Below are 23,525 nucleotides of genomic sequence, written 5' to 3'. Positions count from 1 at the left end.
TCACACGTGCGAAGTCCACATCGAGCAGAGCCTGGCCGCGCCGGGGGCCTGGGCACCACCAACGCCCTCCGCTGGCATTGGTGGTTGACCGCCCGGCCGAATCGTGCACTCCGACTACCAGTACACGATGAAACTGTGCGACCAAACGGCCCGCAGATGGGCGGCCAAGCACGGAGGGACGATCAAGTGACGGTTGGTGGCGCTTGGGCGACGCCGATCCCGAAGCGCCCCGTCGCCTTGGTCGTGCGCCGCCGGCGCGTGTTCGGGCCCCGCCTGCCGCCGGTGCACTCTGTAGGGCTCGGCCCCGGATCAGGGGACGACGGTGACGAGGAAGGCGTCGCCGTCGAGCATGCGGTGTTCGCCGTAGAAGGTGCTGCCCAACCGGCTGCCGACGCGTTGGTTGTCGTCGCGGTCGATCAGTCGGGCGGAGAAGTGCCCGTCGCTGAGCGAGGCGCCCTCCTTGGTCGCGGCGAACGGGTATTCGTCGCAGTCCAGGCGTTTGCCCGGCCCAGTCGCCCCAGACCTCGGTGCACACCTTGCCCGCGGCCGTGCGGTTCTGTTCCTGGAGGGTGGGGTCGATCAGGCGGTGGAGTTCGGCGGGGACGTTCTTGCCGACGGTCGGGGGGAATGTCTTGACGGGGTGGTGCAGGGCGTCGTCGATGTGGCGGGCGCTCTCGTCCTCGTCCGGGTTGCCCAGGCTGACGGCGAACGTGGGTTTGTGGTCGGGGAAGACGGTGCCGCGGGTCTTGCCGGCGACGCGTCCGGCGGAGTCGAATCGCACCCGGAGGGCGGCGCTGCGTTCGTCGACGTAGGGGTCGGCGCCGGGTGGGCCGGTGACCTCGAACCGCACCAGCATCGTGGCGAAGAGTTTCTTGAAGGGTGTGGTGACCGCGCCGTCGGGTGAGGTGTAGGTGAGGACGGTCTGGGGGCGGGCGTCCCAGGCGCCCCACAGGTCGGTGCGGTCCTGGCCTGTGGGGCGGACGATGTCGGCGCCGCCGCCGTCGGAGACGGTGGCGCTGTAGCTGACGCGGATCGGCCACGTGCGGGCGTCCTGCCCGGGCACGGTCGAGGCCTGGATGTTCTCCAGGCTGGAGACGAAGTCGACGCGGCGGTCGCCGTCGTAGGCGAAGCCGAGTTGCCACTCGTCGAACCACATCGTGCCCAGCCGCTTCGGCGGCCGGTCCTTCGTCGTCAACACCACCTCCCGCCGCCGATGCACACACACCTCGAACCGGCTCTTCACCCACCCCGTCGGCGACGCCGCCTCGGCGGGATGCCGGGCGCACTCCTGGCGCAGGTCCGCCGCCAGGGCCGCCCGCGCCGCCGGCCCGATCCCGGCCGGGCCCGCGCCGGCAGTGGGGGTGGTGTCGGCGGGGGCCGCGGCCAGGGTGAGCAGGGCCGCGACCACCGGGACCAGGACGCGGCGCAGCGCACGGCGGCGCGGCCGCAGGCGTGGTGGTGTCACGTGTGACCTCCGGGAGTCGCGGTCGTGAGCGCGGGGTGGGGTGGGTGCGGTGGGGGTCATGGGGTGCAGGCGGGGCCGAGGCAGGCGTGGACGAGGGCGCCGGTGCGGGCGTCGAAGGTGAGGCGGTAGCCCGTGTGTTCGCGTCGGTCGCCGGTGAAGGCGCGCATGCGGCCGGTATTCGAGGTCACCACCCACACGGGGCGCTGCCCCACCGTGTCCTGGCCCTGGGTCGTGCCGGGTGGGAGGGTCGCGGCGTGGGCGCGGGTGTCGGGGTCGGTGCCCGGGCGCAGCCGGGCGGCGGTGGCCAGGGCCTGGTCCTCGGTGTCGATCGCGCCGTGGGTTCGGGTGGCCTGGTCGGTCGCGGGTTCGGGGGTGGCGTTGCAGGGCAGGCCGGCGTCGATGCAGGCGCGTAGGCCGGGGACGTGGTCGAGGCAGGTGTCGGGTTCGGTGTTCGCGCAGGTGTGCAGGGCGTGTTGGGCGACACCGTTGAGCGTCGCGACGGTGGGCGCGGGCGAACTCGTGCCGGGTTGTGCGGGATTCGGGCTGCGGGTGGTGGTGCGTGGGGTGGGGGTGACGACGTCCTTGGCCACGTCCCAGGACACGAGGTGGTCGGCGGTGGTGTTCAGTGTCGTGGTGAAGCGGAAGCAATAGGCGGGGTCGGCGCCGGGTTCGCAGTTCCCGGCCGGGGCACGGACGCTCAGGTGCGCGGTGGGGTGGCGCAGGAACTGGCCGTTGCCGTTGAGGTAGCGGATCCGGTCCTGCGTCTGCGGAAACGAACTCTGCGCGTATTCGGCCGGGAGGTCCCAGCCGGTGACGGTGTGCCGGGCGAACGGCGCGCCCTGCGCGGTGGTCTCCCCCACCGGGTTGAAGTCGTAATGCACGCGCCAGGCGGCGCAGCCGGAGCAGGTGGGGACGGCCATCCAGCTGTGGAAGCGGTTGTCCGCGACGTTGTGTTCGGGGCCGATCGCGTGGAACTCGTAGTTCTCGCCGTGGTTGGCCCAGAACGGCTGATACCGCGTCCCGCCCGGGTCGTTGCGGGCGCGCAGGCCCATCTCGAACGAGCGGCCCAGATCGTCCGCGGTGAACATGCGGGTGCTGTTGTACGCCTCCCCCGCCGGGTCCGAACCCGCACCGTACGCCACCGGGCGATGCACGAACGTCAGGAAGACGCCGTACATGTTCTCCGCCGGGTCCGCACACACCTGCGCCACCGCGTCCCGCGGCTCGTCCGCACACACCGACGGCGCCGACACTCGCGTGGGCGCGGGCGGTTGCGCCTGCGCCGGGCCGCCCGGCAGGAGTGACAGCGACGCCGTCACCACAACCGCGGCCGCCAGAGCCATCCGGCGCCTGCCCCGATCCGATGCCACCCGGCTTCCCCTTTCCCTCGTCGAGCGGTCTGCCCCGACACCGGGACCACCGAGCCCGGAATCACCCAACCGGTCGGAAGAATGGGGCGATCAATACCCGAAATCATCCGAACGGTCGCCGCGAATGGGCCTCCTTGATCCGCCCGAACAGGGGCACGGGCACCGACGAGAGGGCCCTTCTTTCGAGGACCATGAGCACGACACGGAGCCGGCCTTAGCCACGATCGATCACCCTCTCCGGGTTCCACCGTGCCCGATGCGGGTACCGACACGGTCCTCGATGGCGTGAACTCGCCACCGGCACGGCACAACCTCGGCCGCCCCGTCGCCCGAACCGACCCGAACCGGGCGAAGCCGCAAGGTCGGCGCGCGACTCCTCGTCTCGCCGGGCTCGTCCGATCGTGCCCGGCCGAAGCTCCGGTCGGCGTCGTCGGCGCCTCCTCCGGCGGGCCGGACCGTGGTCGTCCCGAAGGGCTTGCGCGGCGAACAGCGTGCGTCCGTATCGGAGTCGGGTTTGCCACCGCGGCGTCCGGTCTTTCGCGATGATGGCTTCCTCAACGAAACGGGGTACCGCGTGTCGGATCTGTCGTGGGGTGCGCCGCCGGAGGCGGGGGACCCGGTGCGGGTGGGCCCGTACACGGTGTTGCGAGTGCTGGGCGAGGGCGGCATGGGGCGCGTGTTCCTGGCCCGGGGCCTGGGGACGCGGTTGTTCGCGGTGAAGACGATCCGCCCGCACCTGGCCCACGACGCGGATTTCCGCAAGCGATTCGTCCGCGAGGCACGGGCGGCGCAGCGGGTGAGCGGGGTGTTCACCGCGCCGGTGGTGGGGGTGTCCGGTGAGGGTGAGCGGGTGCCGTGGTTGGCGACGGCGTTCGTGCCGGCGCCGTCGTTGGAGGAGGTCGTGGCGCGGTGTGGTGTGTTGCCGGGGCGGGGGTTGTGGTGGCTGGCCGCCGGGGTCGCGGAGGCGTTGGTGGCGGTGCATCAGGAGGGGTTGGTGCATCGTGATCTGAAGCCGGGGAACGTGTTGGTGGCCGAGGACGGGCCGCGGGTGATCGACTTCGGGATCGCCAAGGCCTTGCACGGCTCCACCGCGTCGACGTCGGTGGGTCATGTGGTGGGGACGGTGGGGTTCATGGCGCCGGAGCATCTGCGGGGGGCGGCCGCGCCGGCGAGTGACGTGTTCGCTCTGGGGGCGCTGCTGGTGCATGCGGCGACCGGGCGCGCTCCGTTCGCGGGGGCGGACGTCTTCGCGGTGATGACCGCGACGTTCTTCGACGCGCCGGACCTGGACGGCGTGCCGGAGGGGGTGGTGGAGCTGGTGCGCGACTGCCTCGACAAGGAACCGGGGCGGCGGCCGTGCCCCGAGCAGATCCTCGAACGGTTCGCGCGGTACGCGGGCACGGACGCGGGGGCGCACGCGGTACGAGGGTGGCTGCCCGCGGCGGTGTGCGACCTGGTCGAGACCCGCGCCCGCCCCGGCCACGTATTCGGCGGCGCCGCGGAACAGACCGCGATGGTCCCTCCTCCGCCTCCGACGCGCCTGGTCACCCGGGAACAGGCGCCACTCCCGACGCAGGTGCGCGAGCTGGCCGCGGGCGGGACGGCGTCCGGCACGGAAGATCCCGACGGGGATGACCAAAGCACGCTGAATACTCTGCGGGACCGGGCAAAGTCTCTCGGTGAGAGCGGTGAACCGGGCGAGGCCCGGGACCTGTTCGCCTTGCTCGTACGCCGCTGTACCGAAGTCCTGGGTGCCGACCACCCGCACACCCACGGCGCGCGTGTCGAGCACGCCCGCTGGACGGGTGACGCGGGCGACGCCGCCCAGGCGCGGGACCTGTACGTGTCGCTGATCGCCGACCGGGTACGGGTGCTGGGTACCGACCACCCCGACACCCTCCAGGCCCGCCACAGCCACGCCGGCTGGACGGGCAAGGCCGGCAACCCCGCCGAAGCGCGGGACCTGTTCGCGCCGCTGGTCACCGACCGGGCCCGTGTGCTGGGTGCCGACCACCCACACACCCACGGCGCGTGCCGTGAACACGCCAGTTGGACCAGGCAGGCGGGGCCGACCGGTTCCGGATAGCGGTGGTAGTGCTGTCGCCGGTCGGCCGACGCCCCTGTGCCCGAGCGGAAGAACTGCTCCGGCTGCGGTACGCCGACGGCCGCTCGTGGCCTTCGTTTCGGGAAACGTCGGTCGACCGGGAGCCTTCTCGGGCCATTCGTCGACGGCCACTTCAACCGGATCATCGTCCTCAAGGCAGGGCCTGCCCGAGGAACACCGCAGAGCGAGCATGAGACCGGACGGTCTCGGGCGGCCGAGCCGACGGGCTCGCCTCCTCGTGCTCGCGCGAGGACGTGTCGGGAGGCCCTCGCCCGCGACCGCCGGTCGCGAACCGGTCGTACACACAAAGGCGCGGCGCCCATGGGCGCCGCGTACACGAGGAAGGCTCGACGATGGTTCCGGTACGGATGTCCACCGCCACCACGGTGGCCGTGGTCCTACTCCTTCTCCTCGGCGCGGGCGTCGGCGGATGGGCCGCGGGACGCGGCTCCGCTCCCGAGCGATCGAACGCCGCGCCCGCCGCCGCGGGTTCCCCCGGGGCCGCGTCGGCCGGTCCGGTCCCGGCCGTCGCGACGGGCGGGTTCGCCAGGACCGCCGAGGGGGCCGGGGACGCGCTCGCCTCGTACGTGCGTCGAAGCTTCGCGCTCACCGTCGCTCCGGTCGAGCAGGGCGACGCCTTCGTGAAAGAGATCGCCGCCCCGGGCGCCGAGAGCCGGGTCGCCGCGAGGTTCGGCACCCGCGGACTGCTCAACGGCTCCCCCAACGCGTTCAACGTCTTCACCCCGATCCGGGTGCTCACCACGACGCAGGCCGACGGGTCGATCCGCGCCACGGTGTGGGGAAACAGCGTCCAGGGCGCCGAGACGGACGACACGCTCGCCCAACCCGGCGCCGTGACCGCCTGGTTCACCGTCACCGCACGCATGACCTGGGGCACGGACGACACCTGGAAGGTCTCCGAGCCCACCGACGCCACCGGACCCACGCCCCACACCATGGGCGAGCCCGACCCGCCCGCCGCGTTCGGGCCGATCCTGACCACGGCAGGCCGCACACCCGGCGAACGCTGACCGCACTCCCGGCGGGACGACCATCGGCCCACCGAACGTCGTGGCCGGCGGCGCGGGCCGGCCCGGGCGGGAAGTGGCCACCCTTTCGGGGGACTTTGCTCCCCCGATTCCGTGACTAGCATCGTCCCAATCGGCTCGTGCAATTGCATATGGCGTTGCACGGCCGCGCGCGGGCCTCGTCTCGGGGCAGGCGGATCGGGCGGCTGAGGGAGTGATGATGGACGTGCGCGAGGGTGTCAACGGTGCCCCGGCGGCTTCGTTGGGCGTGACGGAGTGGGTCAAGAGCGCGGCGAGTTCGGCTACGGGTCAGTGTGTGGAGCTGGGCGTGGTGCCCGGTGGTGGTGTCGCGGTGCGGAACTCGCGGGATCCGCAGGGGCCGGCGTTGGTGTACACGCGGGCGGAGGTGGCGATGTTCGTGGCCGGGGCCAAGGCGGGCGAGTTCGACCGCCTTCTCGAATAGCGACCTGCTCGCGGTGTGATCGTGTGATCGGCGGACGGGGGTGTGCGCCTTTGGAATACTGGCGCGTACACCCCCTCTTTTGTTCCGCTTGGGAGTCGCCGCGTGTCCCTGTCCCCCGACCCCGCCACGGGCTCCACGCGCGAGGCCGGTCCCGATCCGCTGCCCGATCGGCCGGCCGCGGCGGTGAAGGTGCTGGGGTCGATGCTGCGGGACCTGCGGCTGGAGAGCGACATGGGGCTCAAGGCGGCAGCCGACGTCGTGCGCGGGTCGGCGTCGAAGGTCTCGCGGCTGGAGCGGGGTGAGAGTCCGCCCAAGCACCGCGACGTGATGGAGCTGCTCAAGGCGTACGGGGTGCGGGAGCCGGGCACGTTGGCCACCGTCGAGGACCTGCTGCGCAAGGCCGTCCAGAAACCGTGGTGGCACCGGTACGCGGATGTGACCCCGGGCTGGTTGCGGCGGTTGATCAGCCTGGAGGAGTCGGCCACCCGGATCAGCACCTGGGAGGTCCACGTGGTCCCGGGCCTGCTGCAGACCCCCGAGTACGCGCGCGCGGTCATCCGCAACGGCCTCCCCGACGCCGACCCGGGCGAGATCGAACAACGCGTGGCGCTGCGGCGCGGCCGCCAGGAGGTGCTGGGCAACGGCCAACGCACCCAGACGCTCATCGCGTTGCTGGACGAGAGCGTCCTGGCGCGCCCGGTGGGCGGGCCCGCGGTGATGGCCGATCAGATGCGGTTCCTGCTTGAGGCGATCGAACGCCGCTGGATCCAGGTGCGGATCGTGCGCTTCGCCAAGTCCGCGACGCTCACCCCGCCGTCGTCGATGACGCTGTTGCGGTTCGCGCACGGCGGCCTGCAGGAGTTGGTCTACCTCGAACATGTCGAGGCGGCCACCTACCTGAGCCGGGTCAAGGACGTGGAGCGCTACCGCGCGCTGCTGGAATCGCTGTACCTGGCGGCGGAGTCGCGGGCCCGCAGCAAGGCTTTGATCCTCGAAGCCCACGACCGCTACCGGGCACAGACGACCTGACACTCGGGAACACTCGGCATCCTGTTCGCCCGCGAACCGCGAGCGCCGGTCGTCGATGCGGTGGTCGGTTCTACCACGGGCGCCAGGTCTGGTATCTGCCCTGGAGAGAGGATGCGGCCGCGTCGGCGACGTCCGCGCGGGGGCCGGCCGCGCAGCCTTGAAGGAACTCTCGGACCCGGGGGCCGGACCAGCCCGCCGCGGCGGCCACCGCCCAAAAGCGCAGCCCGTCGTGGGGTTCCAGGGGGTCGAGGAAGTCGAGGACACGGTCGACGGTTTGTGGTCGAGACGCAGGCGTTGCACGGCGACGGCGCGCAGGGCGCCGTCGGCGAGAGCTGCGGTGCCGCTGTCCACGCACCAGAGCAGGGCACCGGCCGGGTCCTCGGGGGTGCTCAGTCGCACGATGGTGTCGCCGAGGGCGTCGTACACCGCGGTGGCGTCGAAGTGCCGTCGGGCGAGTTCGCGAGCGGTTCGAGGGCGGGCCGGTGGTCGCACGCCCCCAGGGCCATGACCATCTGGTATTGGGTCTCCCAGGTGCGACGATCACGCACCTCCCGCCGTAGGGCGTCCAGCAGCGGCGGGCCCGCGGCCGGTTGTGCGAGCCGGCGCAGGCGTTTCGCGGCCGAGCGCCGTCTGGCGGAACGCGCATCGCCGAGTTGTTCCACGGCTTCGCCCAACGTCGGTGCCATCACGTGCCGTCCGGGCGGGTCTCGGCGCCGGCGCAGATCCGCCGTGTGTGGGTGATGTTTCGCCGCCATCGGGGACCGTCGCCGGTCTCGTCCCACAGGTCGGCGAGTTCGGAGTCCTCGGCCAGGACTCGGTCGAGCGCGTCGATCGCCAGTGCGCGCAGGTCGAAGGACAGTGGCGGGATGGACTTTTTGGGGCCGTGGGAGGAGGTGATCGGTGCTCCTCCGGGGCATTGGGCCGCGATCAGGGCGGCGGCCGCGACGGCCTCCGTCCCTTCGAAGGCGTCGAGGTAGCCCCGGGTGGCGATCGTGGAGGTGAGCGCGGCGCGGACGATGTTCTCGCGCTCCGTTTCGGGAGCCTCGTCCAGGGTGTCGGCGAAGTCGGCACCCATGTCGTTGTCGAAGGGGCCGATGTCCCAGCTGCCCATGCCGTTCCTCTCGCTTCACTCTCTCGCGCATGTTCGCATCGATCACCGACACACGGCGGGCGACGCGAGCGCGGCGTGTTCGAGGCCGTCGGCCTCGCGTGGATACGGCGGCTGACGGTGGGTCAGTCGGAGTGGGGCCACACGAGGATGCCGTCTTCGAACTCGGTGGTCACGGGGATCCACGCCTGCGTCGCCTCGGACAGGCGGGATTCGTCGACGTGGACGGGCGTTCCGGGTCGGCCGGCCGCCGAGGTCCTCCGCTCGGCACACCTTGGTGAACGCCCCCGCCGTATCACGTTGTCAGGGGTCAGCCGTCGGCTGTCGGCAGGCCCATCGCGCGCAGCAGTTCGAAGAAGTGGTGCTCGGCGGACTCGATGCGATCCGCCGACAGGATCTCCAGCACCTTCGCGGGCTCGGGGCGCCAACCCGCCGCCTCCGCCCAGGTGCAGGCCTCGCGGGCCCGCTGCGGCATCTCGTCCCTGATACGGCTGTGCGCCGCGTCCCACGCGGCTTGGTAGGCCGTGCCCGGCATCCCGGTCTCGTCCTCGTAGCAGATGTCGTTCGGGACTTCGTAGTCCGCCGCGAGTTCGGGCGTGAACCAGGTCTCGAACAAGCCGCCCCCGTCCGACCAACCCTGGACGAACCCGGTGTCGCTGTCGCAGATGTACACAACCAGCGCGGGACGGCCGGTCCGCTCCACCAGCGTTCGCAGCGTCTGCGGTGTGTGGCCGGGCAGTCCGTGGCGCACGACCACCGTCTGCCAGCCGTCACCGTGCGCGCGGGGAACACCCACGCATCCCTCGTCGCCGTCCCGACAGACACCCGCGCTCAACGGTTCCAGTTCCGACAACGACCGGCCACTGCGGGCCACGACATACTCGCCCCAAAAGCCCATGACACGCCTCTCGTTCCGCCGGTACGCCGCGAACCTACCGGCGGGCACCCACATCGCCTCCGGTCCCCACCGCACGCACCTCCCCCGCGATCGTCTCGCCCTTCAGGAGACGGTCCGGTGTGCAGCCGCGATCGATGCGCGAGACGGACGTGCGGTGCGGCCCGCGGGCCGACGAGGGTTCGGCGTCGCGGGTTCGGTCACCGGACGCGGGCGAGGCCGCCGTATTCGATGAAGTCGTCGCTCTGCAGGACGCGGGGTTCGGTGTCCGGGTACCAGTCGGTGACCTCCATCAGCCCGGGCGGCATGATCTCCAGGCCCTCGAGGAAGTCGTGGACTGCCTCGCGGGGGCGTACCTCACCCCAGTTGCCGTCGGTGGCCTCGGCCATGAACCGTGTGACGCCCTCGCGGACGCCCGCATCGTCGCTGACGAGTTGGCACACCACCAGGAAGCTGCCCGGGCACAGTTTCGCGGCGACCCGACGCACCAGCGCCTTGGGATCGTCCTCCTCGGGGATGCAGTGCAGGACGGACACGAACAAGGCGGCGACCGGCCGGTCGAAGTCGATCATCGAGCGGACGATCGGCCGGTCGAGAATGTCGTCGGTGCGGCGCATATCGGCCTGCAGGAACAGCGTCGACTCGTCGTCCTCGTCCAGGAGGGTACGGCCGTGGGCCAGGACGGTGGGGTCGTTGTCGACATACACGACGCGGCAGGAGGGGTCGACGGCCTGGGCGACCTGGTGCACGTTGTCGCGCGTCGGCAGCCCGGAACCGTGGTCGACGAACTGCCGGATCCCGTACCGGTCGGCGAGCACGCGCACCACCCGGCGCAGGAACGCCCGGTTGTTCAGGGCGAGGGCGCGGGTGTCGGGGACGATTCGCAGCAGTTCCTCGCAGGCGACGCGGTCGGCGACGTAGTTGTCGGTGCCGCCGAGGAGGTAGTCGTACATGCGGGCGACGCTGGGGGTTTTGGTGTCGATGGGCGGCGGATCGAAATCCGTGTCCTCGTGCATGGTGTCCCCTCGACGTCCGCGCCACCTCCCGCCAGGGTGACGTTTGCCCATGCTAGGGGCCCCGCCGGCAGGACCGCCGGTACTCCGTGGAGTGAACCGGCCTCCCGCGGGGGTGATTTCGGGGCGGCGGCGGCGAAACGGGCGCGCGGGCGGAGCGGGAACGCTCGAGAGGGGGCGCGCGGTCGCCGCGAGCCGCAGCGGGTCGGGCGGAGACCGCAGAGGGGCCGCGGTGGTCGCGTCTGAAGTGGGTCGCCCGGGTGCGCGGGATGGGCGGTTCGTCAGGCGGGGCGGGTGCGTTCGAGGTCGCGGATCATCGCGGCCGGCAGGGCCTTCTCGGCCAGGACCAGGTGCAGGGCGACGGTGGGGGCGTCGACCCCCATCAGGTCCGCGGTGCTGGTCAGCGTCATGCCCAGGCGGTAGTGCAGGACGAGGGCGTCCAGTTGCTCCGGCGGCAGGGCGTGATGCAGGAGGTCGCGGGCGGGGCGGGTGTCGGGGGCGCGGGTCGCGGCGGCGTCGACGGCTTCGGTCAGCACGTTCCAGGCGTACCCGTTGGGGTTGGCGGTGCGCAGGATCTCCTCCCAGCGCGCGGCGAGTTCGGCGAAGGCGCGCTCGACGGCGGTGTCGGCGCGGTGATGGTCGGCGACGCGGGTGTGGGCGTAGCGGAGGTAGGGGGCGTGGTGGCGCAGGCGGAACGCGGTGAACGCGGCGGAGGCGGTGGGTGGGGCCGGCCGTGACGTGGTCATGGGGCTGCTCCGTGATGTGCGGGGGCGGGCGTCGTCGGGTGGTGGCGTCCTCGCGGGAGGTCGGGCGGCCCGGGACGGGCCGTGGGGGGTGTTCAGGGCGTCGGGGGTGGCGCGGTCGGCGGCGTGTCGGTGGTGTCGGGTTTGGCGGCGAACTGGATGCGTTGGGCTGCGGCGAGGTGGTGGTCCGGGCTGCGCTCGCTCACGGGCACGGTCGGGTCGAACGGATCCGCGACGGCGGCGGCGAGAATGTCGTCGGGCGGAAACGGCGACGGTGGTGTGGCCGGGGCCGTGGCGTGCGGGTCGGGCGAGGCGGGCTGGGGTGCCTCGCCGATCTGGTGTGCCAGTCGGTCGTTCTCGGCGCGCAACTGCTCGTGCAGGTGGTTCAGTTGCCGGGGCGCGTCTCCGCGGCGGTAGGCCTTGGCCAGTGATGCGGCCAGGGTGAGGATGACGTCGGCGGGTGTGGTGTCGTCGGGAGTGTCGCGCCCGCGTGCGCGGCCCTCGCGTTTGCGGGCGTTGGCGGCCGTCGCTCGGCACGCCTTGCCGCAGTACTCCGGGGGGCGGCCCCGGCCGGTGGGCGGCAGGGCGAAGTGCTTGCGGCAGGTGGGGCAGATCGTGGAGGTCGCGCGGGAGCCGGCGCCCATGTCCATCTCCGTTCGCTCGGGGCGCCCCGCCCCGCCGTGCCCGCCCCGGGGATCGGGTGGGCACGGCGAGGTGGGCGGACAAGGTTGTGCCGGCGGACCGGCGGGGGGCGTCGGGCTCAGCGCAGGCGGATCCGCGCCCAGCGGATCGTGGAGCGCCCCATGAACGCCGTGGCCGCCACCGACAGCCCCACCGCGACGGGGTGCGCGGCGACGCCGGGTGAGGCGGCCCACCAGGACACTGCCGCGGCGGGCACGACCGCGCCCGGGCGCAGCCTCACGTCCCAGATGTCGATGCCGCGAGTTTCCGCGCCACGAGGACGTGGAATGATATATTCGATTGGCGGCAACGGTTCGCGCGTGAATCGTCGACGCAGTGATTCGAGCATTGGAATATCCGTTCGGATTGTGGGCCCTGGGCGCGCTGGTATCGCACCCGGGGCCTTTGCGTTGGGTGGAACCCCGTCATTTAATCAGGCGTAAACGGCCGGCCGTCCAGCATTCTGTCCAACGCTCGCACCTGGACATACGGGTCTTAATTTCTCGAACGCCCGCACGGTGGACTTTCGCGAAAATAGGATGAATCGAAATTCGACGGTCCGCTTTCGCATTCGATCGCCGAATGGTCGTCGTATGGTCGGGACGACGGCGCCGTCGGTCGATTCCGCTCAACCGCTTCCACGGGCTCAAACGGTCATCCGCGCAGGCTTTCACCCGCACGGGTGAATATGCGATTGCATATGCAAGGGGACATCTTCGGAATCACCGGGCGCGGACGACGCGCGGGACCGCTCCGCGCGGTCGTGATCGCTCCTCCAGCGTAGCCCGGGGGTCCGACACCCCCGCGTTCGCGGCGCCCGCGTCGGGCGGGAACCGGCGGGCGGGGCTCAGCCGTTCGGGAACAAGGGATGACGTCGGGCATGTTCGCGGGGACGCCCACCCGGCGGCGTTGCCCGTCGGCCGCAAGGAATCGGCCGCACGCCCAACGCTCGCCCGCCGGATGTGCACACGTGAGGTGCCTCTCTCGGTTCGCGAGAGCACGACGATGGCCACCCCGATCCGCCATCTGCCTGCGTGGGTCGCGGACGCCGCACCCCGACCCGGCCGGCTACCCGAGCAGGACGAACGGCCGGGCAGCGCCCCCGGCGGCCCTTGGGCCCCGGGGGCGTACACCGCTGCGACCCGACGGTTGACGGCGGGCCGCGCCGCGTCGGGTCATCGAATCGGCCGACTCCGCGCCGTCACCGCCCGGGAGGTCGAACGCCGGCGTCGTCTGCGTTGCGGTCCGATGCCGCAGTGGGCTCGGGAGCGTGAAACGAACCCCGACGGGTGGACGTCGACGCCCGATCGAAGTGTCGAAAGGTGAGGCTGACGCGGCGCCCGGCCGTCCGCTCACGCGGGACGGCACGGCTCCAACCGCGTTGCGTCACGGCCGTCATCAGCAGCAACGAGCCGTGTTCCAGAGCCAATTCCTGCTCGTGTACGCGATCGAGGCTGCGGAACACCAGGCGGCGCGTCGCGCCGAGGGAGACGATCGCTATCGCGTTGTCGGGGACGAGGTCCTCGTACGAGTCCTGATGGAAGCCCATCGTGTTGTCGCCGGTCTCGTACAGGTTCGCCAGGCAGTTGTCGAACGGATGACCGGCATGCTCCCCGGCCCGGCCCGGGCCGCGATCGCGGCGATCCGAGGGGGCATCGGAGTCGCCGCATAGCGCTGGCCCGCGTAGTCGTACGGCACACTGAAGCCGGCCGTCCGCCGTGCCCGCATGCGCCCGTCCCAGACGACTTCGGCCGAGACGAAAGCCAAGTCGGCGTCGGGATCGGCCGATACGCCGGCGAGAAGGCGGATTCCGAGGGGTGGTGGCGCCATCGTCTCTCCAGGTGAGTGCCACCACGGTGAGCCGTGGTGCGTGGTCGTCGCCGATGATCGTCCCTGTCCGCGTCCGGGTCACCGCGGTGCTTGGCCTCGGACCGCTCCTCGGCCGGGACAGCAGTGCGGCCGGCGAGGCTCGAAGTCGACGGGTGTCCGGACGGCCGATGCTCCCGTGCCGCACAAAGGACGTCACGACCGACCCTATGAACCCGGCTCCATGATCCGCCAAGGATTTACCACGCGGTGTCGTTCCCGACGTCGACCATCGATTCTCCCGATCGGCGCGCCCACCGGAGCCGTTGCCGGGCCCGCGCCCACGGGGTCCGTAAAGGTCCTGGGCCGGCGCTGGACGACTCATTCGAGGCGGTCACCAGATCCACTCGCGCTCGAACCCGATTCCCGACAAGAACGCAGGTCGTGGCCCGTTTTCCGCGGAATCCCCTTGTTCGACCGGATCGCCGCTCGTGATCTCGACGCTTCCGATCCGTGCCAGTCGGCGTGGACGATGGCGCCGTGACCAGCATCAGCGACGGCCACGTAAAGATCCATTTCCGACTGGAAGCGGACGAGGGCGGCTGGCCGCCGGCAAACACCGAAAGCCTGTGGGCGGTCGATCTCGGCGACGGAACCGTCCGCCTCGACAACATCCCGTGGTTCGTCCGTGGGTCGCGAGCAACGGAGGCGGCCGTGCGGTGATCGGGCCGTGTGGGTGCGGCGTGCCGCGACAGCGGGTCGGGGGTTACCTGGTGAGGGTGAGGAAGTCGCGGACGGCGGGGACTTGGTGGTGCTTTCCGAGGTTGCGGCGCAGGGTGGCGAAGGTGGTGTCGCTGCGGGTGGAGGCGACGTCGCCGAGGTGGGTGAGGACGTCGGTGGCGACGGTTGCGGCGGTGTCGACGTCGCCGAGGGTGAGGTGGGTGGCGGCGGTGCGGGTGAGGCGCAGTGCGGTGCCGCGGGGGTAGGCGGGTGTGTCGTGGTGTTCCTGGTGGTGGGCTCGGGGGATGGTCAGGTAGTGGTGGAGGGCTTGGCGGGGGAGTTTGAGGTCGGTGGCGTTGGAGGCGAACCAGGAGTGGAGTTCGCCGAGGTCGACCCAGTACAGGCTCGGTAGGGGTTCCTCGGTGGGGTGGGGGGCTTGTGCGTAGGCGGTGAGTGCGGCGGTTTCGGCGTGGGCGCATGCGCGGGCGTCGCCGGCTTTGGCGTGTGCGCGGGAGGCGCGGGCGTGGAGCATGGCGCGCATGCGGGGGGATCCGGTGCGTTCTCCTTGGCGCAGTGCCTCGTCGATGAGGTGGAGGCCGCCTTGGGGGTCGTGTTCGGAGTAGCGCTGCATGGCCCAGAAGGAGAGGGTGGTGGCTGCGGTGGCGGGGTCGTTTGCGGCGGCTGCGGCGCGCAGGGCTGCGGCGTAGAAGCGTTCGGCGACGGCGGGGTTGTCGTTGTCGAAGGCGGTCCAGCCGGCGATGCGGGCGGCTTCTCCGGCTGCTGCGAACAGGCGTCTGGCGGTGGGTTCGGTGTAGGAGGCGTCGTCGAGGGTGTGGGTGATCAGGGCGAGGTCGGCGCGGGCCATTTCGTGGACGCGGGCGGAGCCGAGTTCGTCGTCGAGGCGGCGTAGGGCGGCGAGTCGGTGGTCGATGTGGTCGGCGGCGGCTTGGCCTATGCGGCGGCCGTGGGTGCGGGTGGTGGCGGGGGGTGCGGTGGAGAAGAGGGTGACGGCGGCGGTCACCGCGGCCGGGGAGTAGGTGATCAGGGTGCGCCGTTTCATGGGTCCTCCCAGTCGGGTCAGGGCGTTCACGGCGGCGTGTGTGGTCCAGGCCTGTAGGAGTTCGTCGTCGTTGTCGGGTAGGGCCAGGCGTAACCAGCGGGGCCAGCCCAGGTCTTGTACGCGGGCGGCGGGGATGCCGTGTACGTGTGCCATCGCGAGTTGGGTGTCGGCGTCGGGTGTGGCGCCGGCGAGCCATCGGCTGACTTTTTCGGGGCGGATCGCGGAGACGCTCAGGCCCAGGGCGCGTTGCGCGTCGGCCACGGCGGTCAGGTAGGTCCTGGCGTTCCAGCCTCCGCCGTGGAGGACGGCGTTGAGTGGATGCGCCTTGGTGTCGTGTCGCACGGCGTGCCCTTTCCGTCCGCGTGTGACAACCATCGTCGCCGGTTGTCAACGGCTTGGACAGGTGCTCGGGAAAGAGGCAAGGGGCGCAATCCGGAGGCGGCGGGAGGCAACGTCCGGCTACTCCCGCCGGCTTGCCAGCCGTGGGTAGCTTCGCGTCCTGCCCTCACGGTCGGGGACGACGTTCGTCCTTTGGAGGCGTGCACGCTCGCGTCCTCGTGGCCGGTCTCGGCCCGCATCGGCGGGCCGGGCCGGCGAATCCCCGGCCTGGGGGCAGGCCCGAGGTCCGCACGCGATCCCCGTACCCCGGCCGTTGCCGGGAGACCCAGAAGGGCACGCCATGTCTCGATCCCCTGTGCCGCGTCACGTGGTGCTCATCTTCTCCGGCGGCCTGGACAGCGCCGTTACCGCCTACAGACTCCTCGCCCAGGGCTGCAGGGTGCGTCTGCTCTCGTTCGCCTACGGGCAGCGCCACGCGCGGGAGTTGGACCACGCCGGGCGGATCGCCGAACTGCTGGGCGTCACCCACGACGTCGTCGACCTGACGTGCCTGGGCCGGATCCTGGGCGGGTCCGCGCTCACCGACCCGGACGTGCCCGTGCCGCACGGGCACTACCGGGCCGCAACGATGCGCGCCACGGTGGTCGCGAACAGGAACGCGATCATGTTGGAGATCGCCGCCGGTGCCGCGGTCGCCGCCGGGGCGGACGCGGTGGCGTTCGGCGCGCACAGCGGGGACCACGCGATCTACCCGGACTGCCGGCCGGAGTTCCTCGCCCGTCTCGAGGCGTCGATCAGGGCAGGGAACGAGGGTCACATCGATCCCGGGTTCCGGATCGTGCCGCCGTTCCTGGAATCGGCGAAGGCCGACATCGTCCGCGAGGGCGCGGTGCTGGGCGTTCCGTTCGCACTCACCTGGTCGTGTTACGAAGGCGCGCGGGTGCACTGCGGGGCGTGCGGCACGTGCGTCGAACGGCGCGAGGCGTTCGACCAGGCCAAGGTCGCGGACCCCACCGTGTACGCGCCTTCCGCGACGGGGGCCGCCCGGTGAGCGCCGAAGGGGCCGTCTACCGGATCGGGAAGCGTTTCCGCTTCGAGGCCACCCGCCGGCGCGACGACCGCACCTGGGACGGCAACTCCTTCATCGCGGAGGCGGTGCTGTCCTCCCCCACGCTGGGCCCCGAGGGTTTCGTGGCGGACTTCGGCGAACTGGGCCCCCTGGGCCGGTACATCGACCGGGCGTTGGATCACCGGATCCTCGACGAGGTGGTCGAGGACGTCTCCGACGAGGGCATCGCCGCGCACCTGACGCGGTGGGCGAGCGCGCACCTGCCCGCCGACGTCGCGGGTGTGCTGGAGTCGATCCGGGTGCGCACCGGGCGGCCGTCCGCGCCGCCCGCCGGCGCGTTCGTCTCCTTCGCGGCGTCCCACCGCCTGCGCGGACTGCGGCCGGACCACCCGTGCGGGCGTCTGCACGGCCACTCCTACGTGCTGACCGTGCCCGGGTCGGGCACGGGCCGCCGGGGGGAGGTCCCGGTGCTGTTGCGCACCCACGTCCGCTACGCGGTGCACGGCCGGGTCCTCAACGAGGCGTTCCCCGGGCTCAATCCGACCTCGGAGAATCTCGCGAGGCACTTCGCGCACTGGCTGGCCGATCGGGCCGTGGGCACTGCGCGCGGGATCGGTCCGTGTGTGCGGGTCTCGGAGACGGAGACCAGTTGGGCCCAGTACACCGGGAGCACCTCGTGATCGCGCCGTCGACGACGGTATCGCGGTCGGTGCGGGTCGCCGAGAAGTTCGGTGACACGGTCCAGGGCGAGGGGCCCGGCACCGGGATCCCGGCGTGCTTCATCCGGTTCTGGCTGTGCAACCTCGTCTGCTCCGACTGCGACACCCCCTACACGTGGGACACCACCAGGTTCGACGCGGGCGTGGAGTCGCACTGCGAGAGCGTCGAGGACCTGTTGGCCTGGGCCTTGGATCGGCCGGAGGAGCTCGTGGTCGTCACCGGGGGCGAGCCGCTGATCCAGATGGCGGGCCTGACCGCCCTGGTCCGGGGGCTGCGCGCGGCCAGGCGGTCGGTGGAGATCGAGACCAACGGCACCATCGCGCCCTCACGCGAACTGGTCGCGGCGCGGCCGTACTTCAACGTGTCGCCGAAACTCTCGAGGTTCGGCGCGGGCATGCCACCGGCGCGCAGGCTCGTCCCGGACGTGTTGCGGGCGTTCGTCGCCACCGGCAGGGCCCGTTTCAAGTTCGTCGTCTCCGAGCCTTGTGAGGTGGCGGAGATCGCGGCGCTGGAGGCGGCGTACGGGCTCATCGACATCAGCGTGATGCCGGAGGGCACCACCGCGGAGAAGGTCCTCGCGGGGATGCGGGCCCTGGAGGGGCCGGTGCGCGAACGCGGCTACCGGCTCGGCACGCGCCTGCACGTCCTGCTGTGGGGTGACGAACGTGGCCGCTGACCCCACGCGGGTGGCCGACGGGCTGGTGATCGTGGCGTGCTGCCGGGAGAAACGCGTGACCTCGGGTCCGGTTCCCGCGCTCGACCTGTACGAGGGCTGGGTCGTCCCGTTGATCCGGGACAGGATCGCCCGCCCGGGCGGGCCGCGGGAGCGAGTCCTGGTGCTGTCCGCGCTGTACGGACTGATCACCGCCGACACGCCCGTCACCACGTACGAACAGCCCATGACCGACGAGCGGCAACACGTCCTGGGCACCACCGCCCCCCGGGCCCTGCGCCGCCACCTGGCACGCCACCCCACGTCGCAAGCCCTGCTGCTGATGATCTCCTCCTACGCGCGGGTCCTGGGCCCGGTCCCGGTGTCGACAACCCTCCTGATCACCGACCCGATGCGGCGCCACGACGACATCCACACCGTCCTCGACTCCTGGAACTGGCCCTGACCCGGCCGGTTTCGACAGCCGCCGCACCACCGACCCCACCCGCCCGGGACACGCACACCCACGCACGCCCCGCACCCCGCACCCCGCACCCCGCACCCCGCACCCCGCACCCCGCACCCCGCACCCGACGACGGTTCCGCTCACCCGTACACACCCGTCCCCCTTCCACGGATCAAGAGGAGGCAGGCCATGTTCGGCCTGAAGCCCGGCGACCGCGTCCTGGTCGTCTCGCCCCACCCGGACGACGAGACCCTCGGTGCCGGAGGCACCATCGCCCGCCTGACCGCCGTCGGCGTCGACGTGCACGTCCTGGCCGTCACCTGCCGCACCGAGCCCCGCTGGGGCGCCACCACCGACTCCGGGTTGCGGCGCGAGGAGTTCGACGCGGCGTGCGACGTCCTGGGCGTCGGCGGCCGCAGCGTCGCGTGCACCGACGACACCCCCGAGCTCGACCTCGCGGACCTGGTCCGTCTGGTCGAGGCCGGGCCCGAGCTGTCGCTGGCCGCGCTGGAGCCGGCCGCGCTGTTCATCCCGGCGGCCGGCGCCGTCCACCAGGACCACCGTCTGGTCCACCGGGCCGGCTACGCGGCCGCGCGTCCCAGCGGGTCGCTGCGGCCCTGGCCGCGAATGGTCCTCGGTTTCCGCGGACCCGAGGACCACGCCTGGGGTGCGGAGGCCGCGCGTTCGACCGTGGTGGTGGACATCACCGGGACCGCGACCGTCAAGGACAAGGCCTTGGGTTGCTACGCCCGGGAGTTGCGCGAGGGCGACCATCCCCGGTCCCTGGAGCGGATCCGGGCGATCGACACCGCGACCGCCGCGGGAGTGGGCACCGGCCGGGCGGAGGCATTCGTCGCCTACCGCATGATCTGGTGACGCGTACCGTGACCGGGGCGGTGGCCTTGCACCAGCCGGCGTACCTGCCCTGGCCCGGCTACTTCTCCCGCCTCCTGGACGCCGACGAACTCGTGCTGCTGGACCACGTGCAGTTCGCCAGGCACGGCTGGCAGAACCGCAACCACGTGCGCGGTGGGGCGGGTTCGGGGCCGGTACGGCTGACCGTGCCGATCCGCCGCGACTTCGGACAGAGCATCGACACCGTGCGCATCGCCGACGGATCGTGGGCCCGGCGGCACTGGCGCACCCTGTCCCAGGCGTACTCTCGCGCCCCGTTCTGGCCCCGGTACGGGCCCGCCCTGGAGGACATCTACCGCACGCCGTGGAAGCGGCTCGCGCCGTTGAACGAAGCGCTGCTGCGGCTGCTGCTCGACGGCTTCGCACTGCGCCTGCCGGTGATCCGCTCCAGCGAGCTGGCCCCGGCCGGCCACCGGACGCGGATGTTGGTCGACGTGTGCCTGCGGCGGGGCGCCACCCGGATGGTCCTGGGCGACGGCGCGCACGCCTACCTCGACCACGACCTCCCGGCCGAGCACGGCATCACCGTCGAGTTCGCCTCCTACGCCCCCCACCCGTACGGCACCGCGCCCGGTTGGACGCCGCATCTGAGCGCGCTCGATCTCCTGCTCCACGAGGGCCCGAACGCCCCCGTCGTCCTCCGTGCCGGCGCACGGACCCGAACGAAGGCCACATCATGACGCACCCGGACACGATCACCCACACCCGCGGTTTCGACCTCGACCGCGTCACCGCCCTGTACACCGAACTGCTGTACGCGCTCGGGGAGGACCCCGACCGCGAGGGCCTCAAGGGAACGCCCGGCCGGGTCGCCGCCTGGTGGCGGGAGTTCCTGGGCCACGACGCCGGACGCACCGACACCGTCTTCACCCAGCACCTCGCCCACGGATCCGCGCACCTGGTCGTGGTCCGCGGGATCACCGCCTGGAGCCTGTGCGAGCACCACCTGCTGCCCATGCGCCTGGATATGACGATCGGCGTCCGACCCGACGGCGGCAAGGTGTTGGGGTTGTCGAAGTTCTCCCGGATCGTGGCCGCCCACGCCCACCGACTCCAACTGCAGGAACGCATCGTGGACGGCGTCGCCGCCGACATCGTCACCACCCTGGGCACCCCGGACGTGGGAGTGGTCGCCGAGGGCCGGCACCTGTGCATGCAGATGCGCGGTGTCCGCGAACAGCAGGCGAGCGTCCTGGGCTACAGCTTCGCCGGCGCCTTCGAACGCGAGGGCGCGCTCGGAGACCGGCTGCTCACCCTCGCCGGAGCGCACACGTGAGGGGTCGGGCGCCCGGACAGGGTCGTCTTTCGCCGGCGGCGAGCCCGCACGTGTGGGGAAGCGGACCAGTTCGGCCACCGGGGAACGTACCTGCCGCCCGGGACACCTCCACGGTAGCGCCCCGCGTCGATCCCGTGCAGTGGATCCGCGTGATCGGCGGACGTGTTCCGCCCGGCGAGTGGCACCCCGGCCGGCCGGTGGCGACGCTGTGGTGGTCCGCGACACCCCTGGCCCGCGGTCGGATGCCGATCACCGGACTGTCCCTGCCCCACGCCGCCCGACTCGCCTTCGAAGTGGGCGGACGGCTGCCCACGTCCGCCGAATGGGAGTGGATGGCCGGCGGCGGCACCCGCCGCTTCCCCTGGGGCAACCGGGCCCCGGAACGCGGATACGCCAACCTGCGCGGGCTCGGCCCGGGCCGCGTCACGCCCGTCCGCGCCCACGCCGCCGGCCGTACCCCGGAAGGGGTGTGGGACGCGGCCGGGAACGTGTGGGAGTGGACCACCGCGCCCTGGCGCCGCGACCGCGCCGCGCTCCTGCACGGCGGCTCCCACCACTCCCTGATCCAGTACGCCGCGTGTATCCACGCCAACGACGCCCCGCCCGGGCTGTGTTCGCCCGGCATCGGCATCCGCGCCGTCCGCGACACCCCACCCGACCCCCACGAGAGCGGAGCCCGACCGTGAACATCGCCTTCGTCCTGCTCACCCACAACCACGACGAACCCGCCGGCATCGAACGCAGCGTCGCCGCCCTGGCCACAGGGCTGCGCGAACTCGGCCACCGCGCCCTGATCATCGCCGCCGGCCCCGCCCGCACGGGCGATGGACCCGACCTGCTGCGCCTGACCACCTTGACGCTGCCCCGACCCGCGCTGGAGGAGGACCTGACCGCCCTGCTCACCGACCCCGCGCCCGTCGAGGCCGAAGTCCGCGCGATCCTGACCCACCACAAGGTGGACCTGGTGTGCTGGGCCGACGCCATGTGGGGACTGGGCTACCTCGCCCCCACCCCGGCCGGGACGCGCACCGCGTTGATGGTCCACGTCCCGCGCACCGACGCACCCCTGCACCGGAGCCTGGACCACCGACCCGGCCGGGTCCTGACCGTCAGCGCCTTCATGCTCGAGGAGTTCGCCCGACGAGGCATCGACACCGAAGCCTGGGCGACCCTGCCCAACGCCCTCATGCACACCGTCGCCCCGCCGTCCCCGGACGAACGCGAGGCGCTGCGAGAGCGCGGACCGGTGCGGATCGTGGCCCGAGCCGAGCCCCAGAAGGGCATCGCCGAACTCCTTCAGGCATACCCGGCCGGCGGCGTGGGCCGGCCGCTGCAGATCGTGCTGGCACAGGCCGGATTCGAATACTGGCCCGGGATGCAGAACGAGGTCGTCGCAAAGTGCCGCGCCCTGGCCGCGAATCTGCCGGACGTCGAGATCCTCGAGGCCCTCCCGTGGCAGGACGTCCCGGTCTTCCTCCGGGACGCCGCCACCACCGTCGTGTGCTCGACCGAGCCGGAGACGTTCGGCAACGTCGCCGCGGAGGCCCTGTCCGTGGGCACGCCCGTGATCGGATACGGACTCGGCCACCTTCCCGAACTCACCGGCGCGGCCGGGCGGATGACCGACCCGGCCGACGGGCCCGGGCGCCTGTGGCAGACCCTCACCGGGCTCCTGGACGACCGCGACGCGTACCACGCCGCCTCCCGGGAGGGTCCGCGCCGCGTCGCCGCCCACACGCCGGCGGCCGTCGCCGCCGCGTTCCTGCACGCCACCGCCGACGCCCCGCGATGACCGCGCCCCCCGCGGCCCACTCGCTGATGCGGCAGGTCACCAGCGAGCGCAACCTCAAGCGGGCCGCCCGCCAGTGCATGCGCCGCACCGGCGCCCCCGGCACCGACCACACGACCTGGCACGACTTCCGCCGCGACATGCCCACCCGCCTCGCCGCCCTGTCCGCCGCCCTCGCCGACGGCACCTGGACGCCCGCCCCGGTGCGGATCGCGGAATTCCACGCCTGGGGCAAACGCCGGAGCATCGCCATCCCCACCGTCGGCGACCGGATCGTGCACCGCGCGCTGCGCAACGCCGTCGAACCCGTCCTGGAACACCACGCCTACCCGCCCTGGATGTTCGGCTGGCACCGCCGCGCCGGCCGACACCTCGCCATCGCCGCCGCCGACCGACACCTGCGCTCGGGCCGCCCCTGGGTCGTCGACATCGACGTCGCCGCCGCCGCGCACGGCGTCGGCCTCGAGGACGCCGTCACCTCCGTCGCCCGCTTCGTCCACGACGGCACCCTCCTGGCGCTGCTGCGCCGCATCCTGGCCGCCCTCCCCGAACCCCTGGCCCCGGGAAGCGGCCTGTGCCCCATGCTCACCAACCTGCGGATGACCCCCGTCGACCAACGGCTCGCCGACCTCGCGGTGGTGCGCATGGCCGACAACTACACGATCTTCTGCACCACCCGCCCGGACGCCGAGACCACCTACCGGCACCTGAGCGACCTGCTCGCCGCACACGGGATGAGGCCCGCGCCGGCGAAGTCGAAGATCTGGCGGCCCAACCCCGAAGACCTCTACGCCGCCGGCTGACCCCACACCCC

At 72.1% G+C, this 23,525-nt stretch carries 25 protein-coding genes and 1 pseudogene; 15 read left to right on the top strand and 11 right to left on the bottom strand.

The genetic code is table 11. The features are described from left to right. Positions 1 to 309: 309 nt before the first annotated feature. Positions 310 to 501: pseudogene (locus OG948_RS59145) on the bottom strand (NucA/NucB deoxyribonuclease domain-containing protein); the annotation flags it as partial. Between the two features lie 1,020 nt (positions 502 to 1,521). Further along, positions 1,522 to 2,835, bottom strand: a complete 1,314-nt coding sequence (locus OG948_RS59140) for a hypothetical protein (protein WP_331773314.1) — start codon at positions 2,833 to 2,835, stop codon at positions 1,522 to 1,524. 574 nt (positions 2,836 to 3,409) lie between these two features. Between OG948_RS59140 and OG948_RS59135 the strand changes: the two genes are divergently transcribed. The 4 genes from OG948_RS59135 (at position 3,410) to OG948_RS59120 (ending at position 7,459) form a co-directional block, all read left to right on the top strand. Next, positions 3,410 to 4,921 carry a serine/threonine-protein kinase gene (locus OG948_RS59135; protein ID WP_331773313.1) on the top strand — a complete coding sequence of 504 codons (1,512 nt, stop codon included), beginning with the start codon at positions 3,410 to 3,412 and terminating at the stop codon, positions 4,919 to 4,921. 386 nt (positions 4,922 to 5,307) lie between these two features. Continuing rightward, on the top strand, positions 5,308 to 5,970 hold the full coding sequence (locus OG948_RS59130) for a hypothetical protein (RefSeq protein ID WP_331773312.1): 663 nt from the start codon (positions 5,308 to 5,310) through the stop codon (positions 5,968 to 5,970). 217 nt (positions 5,971 to 6,187) lie between these two features. Beyond that, positions 6,188 to 6,430: a DUF397 domain-containing protein gene (locus tag OG948_RS59125; RefSeq protein WP_331773311.1), complete on the top strand. Its 243-nt coding sequence runs from the start codon at positions 6,188 to 6,190 to the stop codon at positions 6,428 to 6,430. Positions 6,431 to 6,532: 102 nt separating this feature from the next. Beyond that, entirely contained in the window at positions 6,533 to 7,459 is a 927-nt protein-coding gene (locus OG948_RS59120; RefSeq protein WP_331773310.1) for a helix-turn-helix transcriptional regulator, read from the top strand. 685 nt (positions 7,460 to 8,144) lie between these two features. On the opposite strand, the gene OG948_RS59115 is transcribed toward OG948_RS59120, so the two are convergent. From OG948_RS59115 to OG948_RS59080, 8 genes are all read right to left on the bottom strand, one after another. Then, positions 8,145 to 8,570: a DUF4259 domain-containing protein gene (locus OG948_RS59115; protein ID WP_331773308.1), complete on the bottom strand. Its 426-nt coding sequence runs from the start codon at positions 8,568 to 8,570 to the stop codon at positions 8,145 to 8,147. Between the two features lie 122 nt (positions 8,571 to 8,692). Further along, complete coding sequence (locus OG948_RS59110; RefSeq protein WP_406300860.1) at positions 8,693 to 8,866, bottom strand: DUF6210 family protein; 174 nt, start codon at positions 8,864 to 8,866, stop codon at positions 8,693 to 8,695. Positions 8,867 to 8,877: 11 nt separating this feature from the next. After that, the gene (locus tag OG948_RS59105; RefSeq protein WP_406300859.1) at positions 8,878 to 9,363 is read right to left on the bottom strand and encodes a hypothetical protein; all 486 of its coding nucleotides are present in this window, start codon (positions 9,361 to 9,363) and stop codon (positions 8,878 to 8,880) included. 299 nt (positions 9,364 to 9,662) lie between these two features. Next, complete coding sequence (locus OG948_RS59100) at positions 9,663 to 10,478, bottom strand: SAM-dependent methyltransferase (protein WP_331773306.1); 816 nt, start codon at positions 10,476 to 10,478, stop codon at positions 9,663 to 9,665. Positions 10,479 to 10,756: 278 nt separating this feature from the next. Then, complete coding sequence (locus OG948_RS59095) at positions 10,757 to 11,221, bottom strand: sigma factor-like helix-turn-helix DNA-binding protein (protein WP_331773305.1); 465 nt, start codon at positions 11,219 to 11,221, stop codon at positions 10,757 to 10,759. Positions 11,222 to 11,313: 92 nt separating this feature from the next. Further along, a complete protein-coding gene (locus tag OG948_RS59090) occupies positions 11,314 to 11,862 on the bottom strand; it encodes a hypothetical protein (protein WP_331773304.1) in 549 nt (182 codons plus the stop codon). A 116-nt stretch (positions 11,863 to 11,978) separates the two neighbouring features. Continuing rightward, positions 11,979 to 12,248 (bottom strand): hypothetical protein, encoded by a 270-nt coding sequence (locus OG948_RS59085; RefSeq protein WP_406300858.1) that lies wholly within the window; start codon positions 12,246 to 12,248, stop codon positions 11,979 to 11,981. Positions 12,249 to 13,100: 852 nt separating this feature from the next. After that, complete coding sequence (locus OG948_RS59080) at positions 13,101 to 13,448, bottom strand: alpha-ketoglutarate-dependent dioxygenase AlkB (protein WP_406300857.1); 348 nt, start codon at positions 13,446 to 13,448, stop codon at positions 13,101 to 13,103. Between the two features lie 797 nt (positions 13,449 to 14,245). Here OG948_RS59080 and OG948_RS59075 point away from each other — a divergent pair. Beyond that, positions 14,246 to 14,428 (top strand): hypothetical protein, encoded by a 183-nt coding sequence (locus tag OG948_RS59075; RefSeq protein ID WP_331773678.1) that lies wholly within the window; start codon positions 14,246 to 14,248, stop codon positions 14,426 to 14,428. A gap of 43 nt (positions 14,429 to 14,471) precedes the next feature. Here the strand turns inward: OG948_RS59075 and OG948_RS59070 are convergent, their stop codons facing one another. Continuing rightward, positions 14,472 to 15,827 carry a transcriptional regulator gene (locus tag OG948_RS59070; RefSeq protein ID WP_331773301.1) on the bottom strand — a complete coding sequence of 452 codons (1,356 nt, stop codon included), beginning with the start codon at positions 15,825 to 15,827 and terminating at the stop codon, positions 14,472 to 14,474. Positions 15,828 to 16,164: 337 nt separating this feature from the next. Here OG948_RS59070 and queC point away from each other — a divergent pair, with 337 nt between their 5' ends. From queC to OG948_RS59020, 10 genes are all read left to right on the top strand, one after another. Next, entirely contained in the window at positions 16,165 to 16,875 is a 711-nt protein-coding gene (gene queC / locus OG948_RS59065) for a 7-cyano-7-deazaguanine synthase QueC (protein WP_331773300.1), read from the top strand. Then, complete coding sequence (locus tag OG948_RS59060; protein WP_331773299.1) at positions 16,872 to 17,573, top strand: 6-carboxytetrahydropterin synthase; 702 nt, start codon at positions 16,872 to 16,874, stop codon at positions 17,571 to 17,573. Before queC ends, OG948_RS59060 begins: the two co-directional genes overlap by 4 nt. Continuing rightward, positions 17,570 to 18,289, top strand: a complete 720-nt coding sequence (locus tag OG948_RS59055) for a 7-carboxy-7-deazaguanine synthase QueE (protein ID WP_331773298.1) — start codon at positions 17,570 to 17,572, stop codon at positions 18,287 to 18,289. Before OG948_RS59060 ends, OG948_RS59055 begins: the two co-directional genes overlap by 4 nt. Beyond that, a complete protein-coding gene (locus tag OG948_RS59050; protein ID WP_331773297.1) occupies positions 18,279 to 18,731 on the top strand; it encodes a DUF6884 domain-containing protein in 453 nt (150 codons plus the stop codon). Before OG948_RS59055 ends, OG948_RS59050 begins: the two co-directional genes overlap by 11 nt. Before the next feature lie 189 nt (positions 18,732 to 18,920). Next, positions 18,921 to 19,607, top strand: coding sequence for a PIG-L deacetylase family protein (locus tag OG948_RS59045; RefSeq protein WP_331773296.1), 687 nt, complete (start codon positions 18,921 to 18,923; stop codon positions 19,605 to 19,607). Continuing rightward, on the top strand, positions 19,604 to 20,326 hold the full coding sequence (locus OG948_RS59040) for a WbqC family protein (RefSeq protein WP_331773295.1): 723 nt from the start codon (positions 19,604 to 19,606) through the stop codon (positions 20,324 to 20,326). The genes OG948_RS59045 and OG948_RS59040 overlap by 4 nt, the downstream gene beginning before the upstream one ends. Next, a complete protein-coding gene (folE, locus tag OG948_RS59035) occupies positions 20,323 to 20,922 on the top strand; it encodes a GTP cyclohydrolase I FolE (protein WP_331773294.1) in 600 nt (199 codons plus the stop codon). The genes OG948_RS59040 and folE overlap by 4 nt, the downstream gene beginning before the upstream one ends. Before the next feature lie 134 nt (positions 20,923 to 21,056). Beyond that, positions 21,057 to 21,608 carry a formylglycine-generating enzyme family protein gene (locus tag OG948_RS59030; protein ID WP_406300856.1) on the top strand — a complete coding sequence of 184 codons (552 nt, stop codon included), beginning with the start codon at positions 21,057 to 21,059 and terminating at the stop codon, positions 21,606 to 21,608. Then, positions 21,605 to 22,714: a glycosyltransferase family 4 protein gene (locus tag OG948_RS59025; protein WP_331773292.1), complete on the top strand. Its 1,110-nt coding sequence runs from the start codon at positions 21,605 to 21,607 to the stop codon at positions 22,712 to 22,714. The genes OG948_RS59030 and OG948_RS59025 overlap by 4 nt, the downstream gene beginning before the upstream one ends. Beyond that, complete coding sequence (locus OG948_RS59020; protein WP_331773291.1) at positions 22,711 to 23,514, top strand: reverse transcriptase domain-containing protein; 804 nt, start codon at positions 22,711 to 22,713, stop codon at positions 23,512 to 23,514. Before OG948_RS59025 ends, OG948_RS59020 begins: the two co-directional genes overlap by 4 nt. The last annotated feature ends 11 nt before the right edge of the window (positions 23,515 to 23,525 follow it).

The sequence above is a fragment of the Embleya sp. NBC_00888 genome (assembly GCF_045207655.1).
Taxonomy (GTDB): domain Bacteria; phylum Actinomycetota; class Actinomycetes; order Streptomycetales; family Streptomycetaceae; genus Embleya.
The sequence above is the reverse complement of the archived record's forward strand: the minus strand, read 5'-3'. Positions and strand labels throughout refer to the sequence as shown.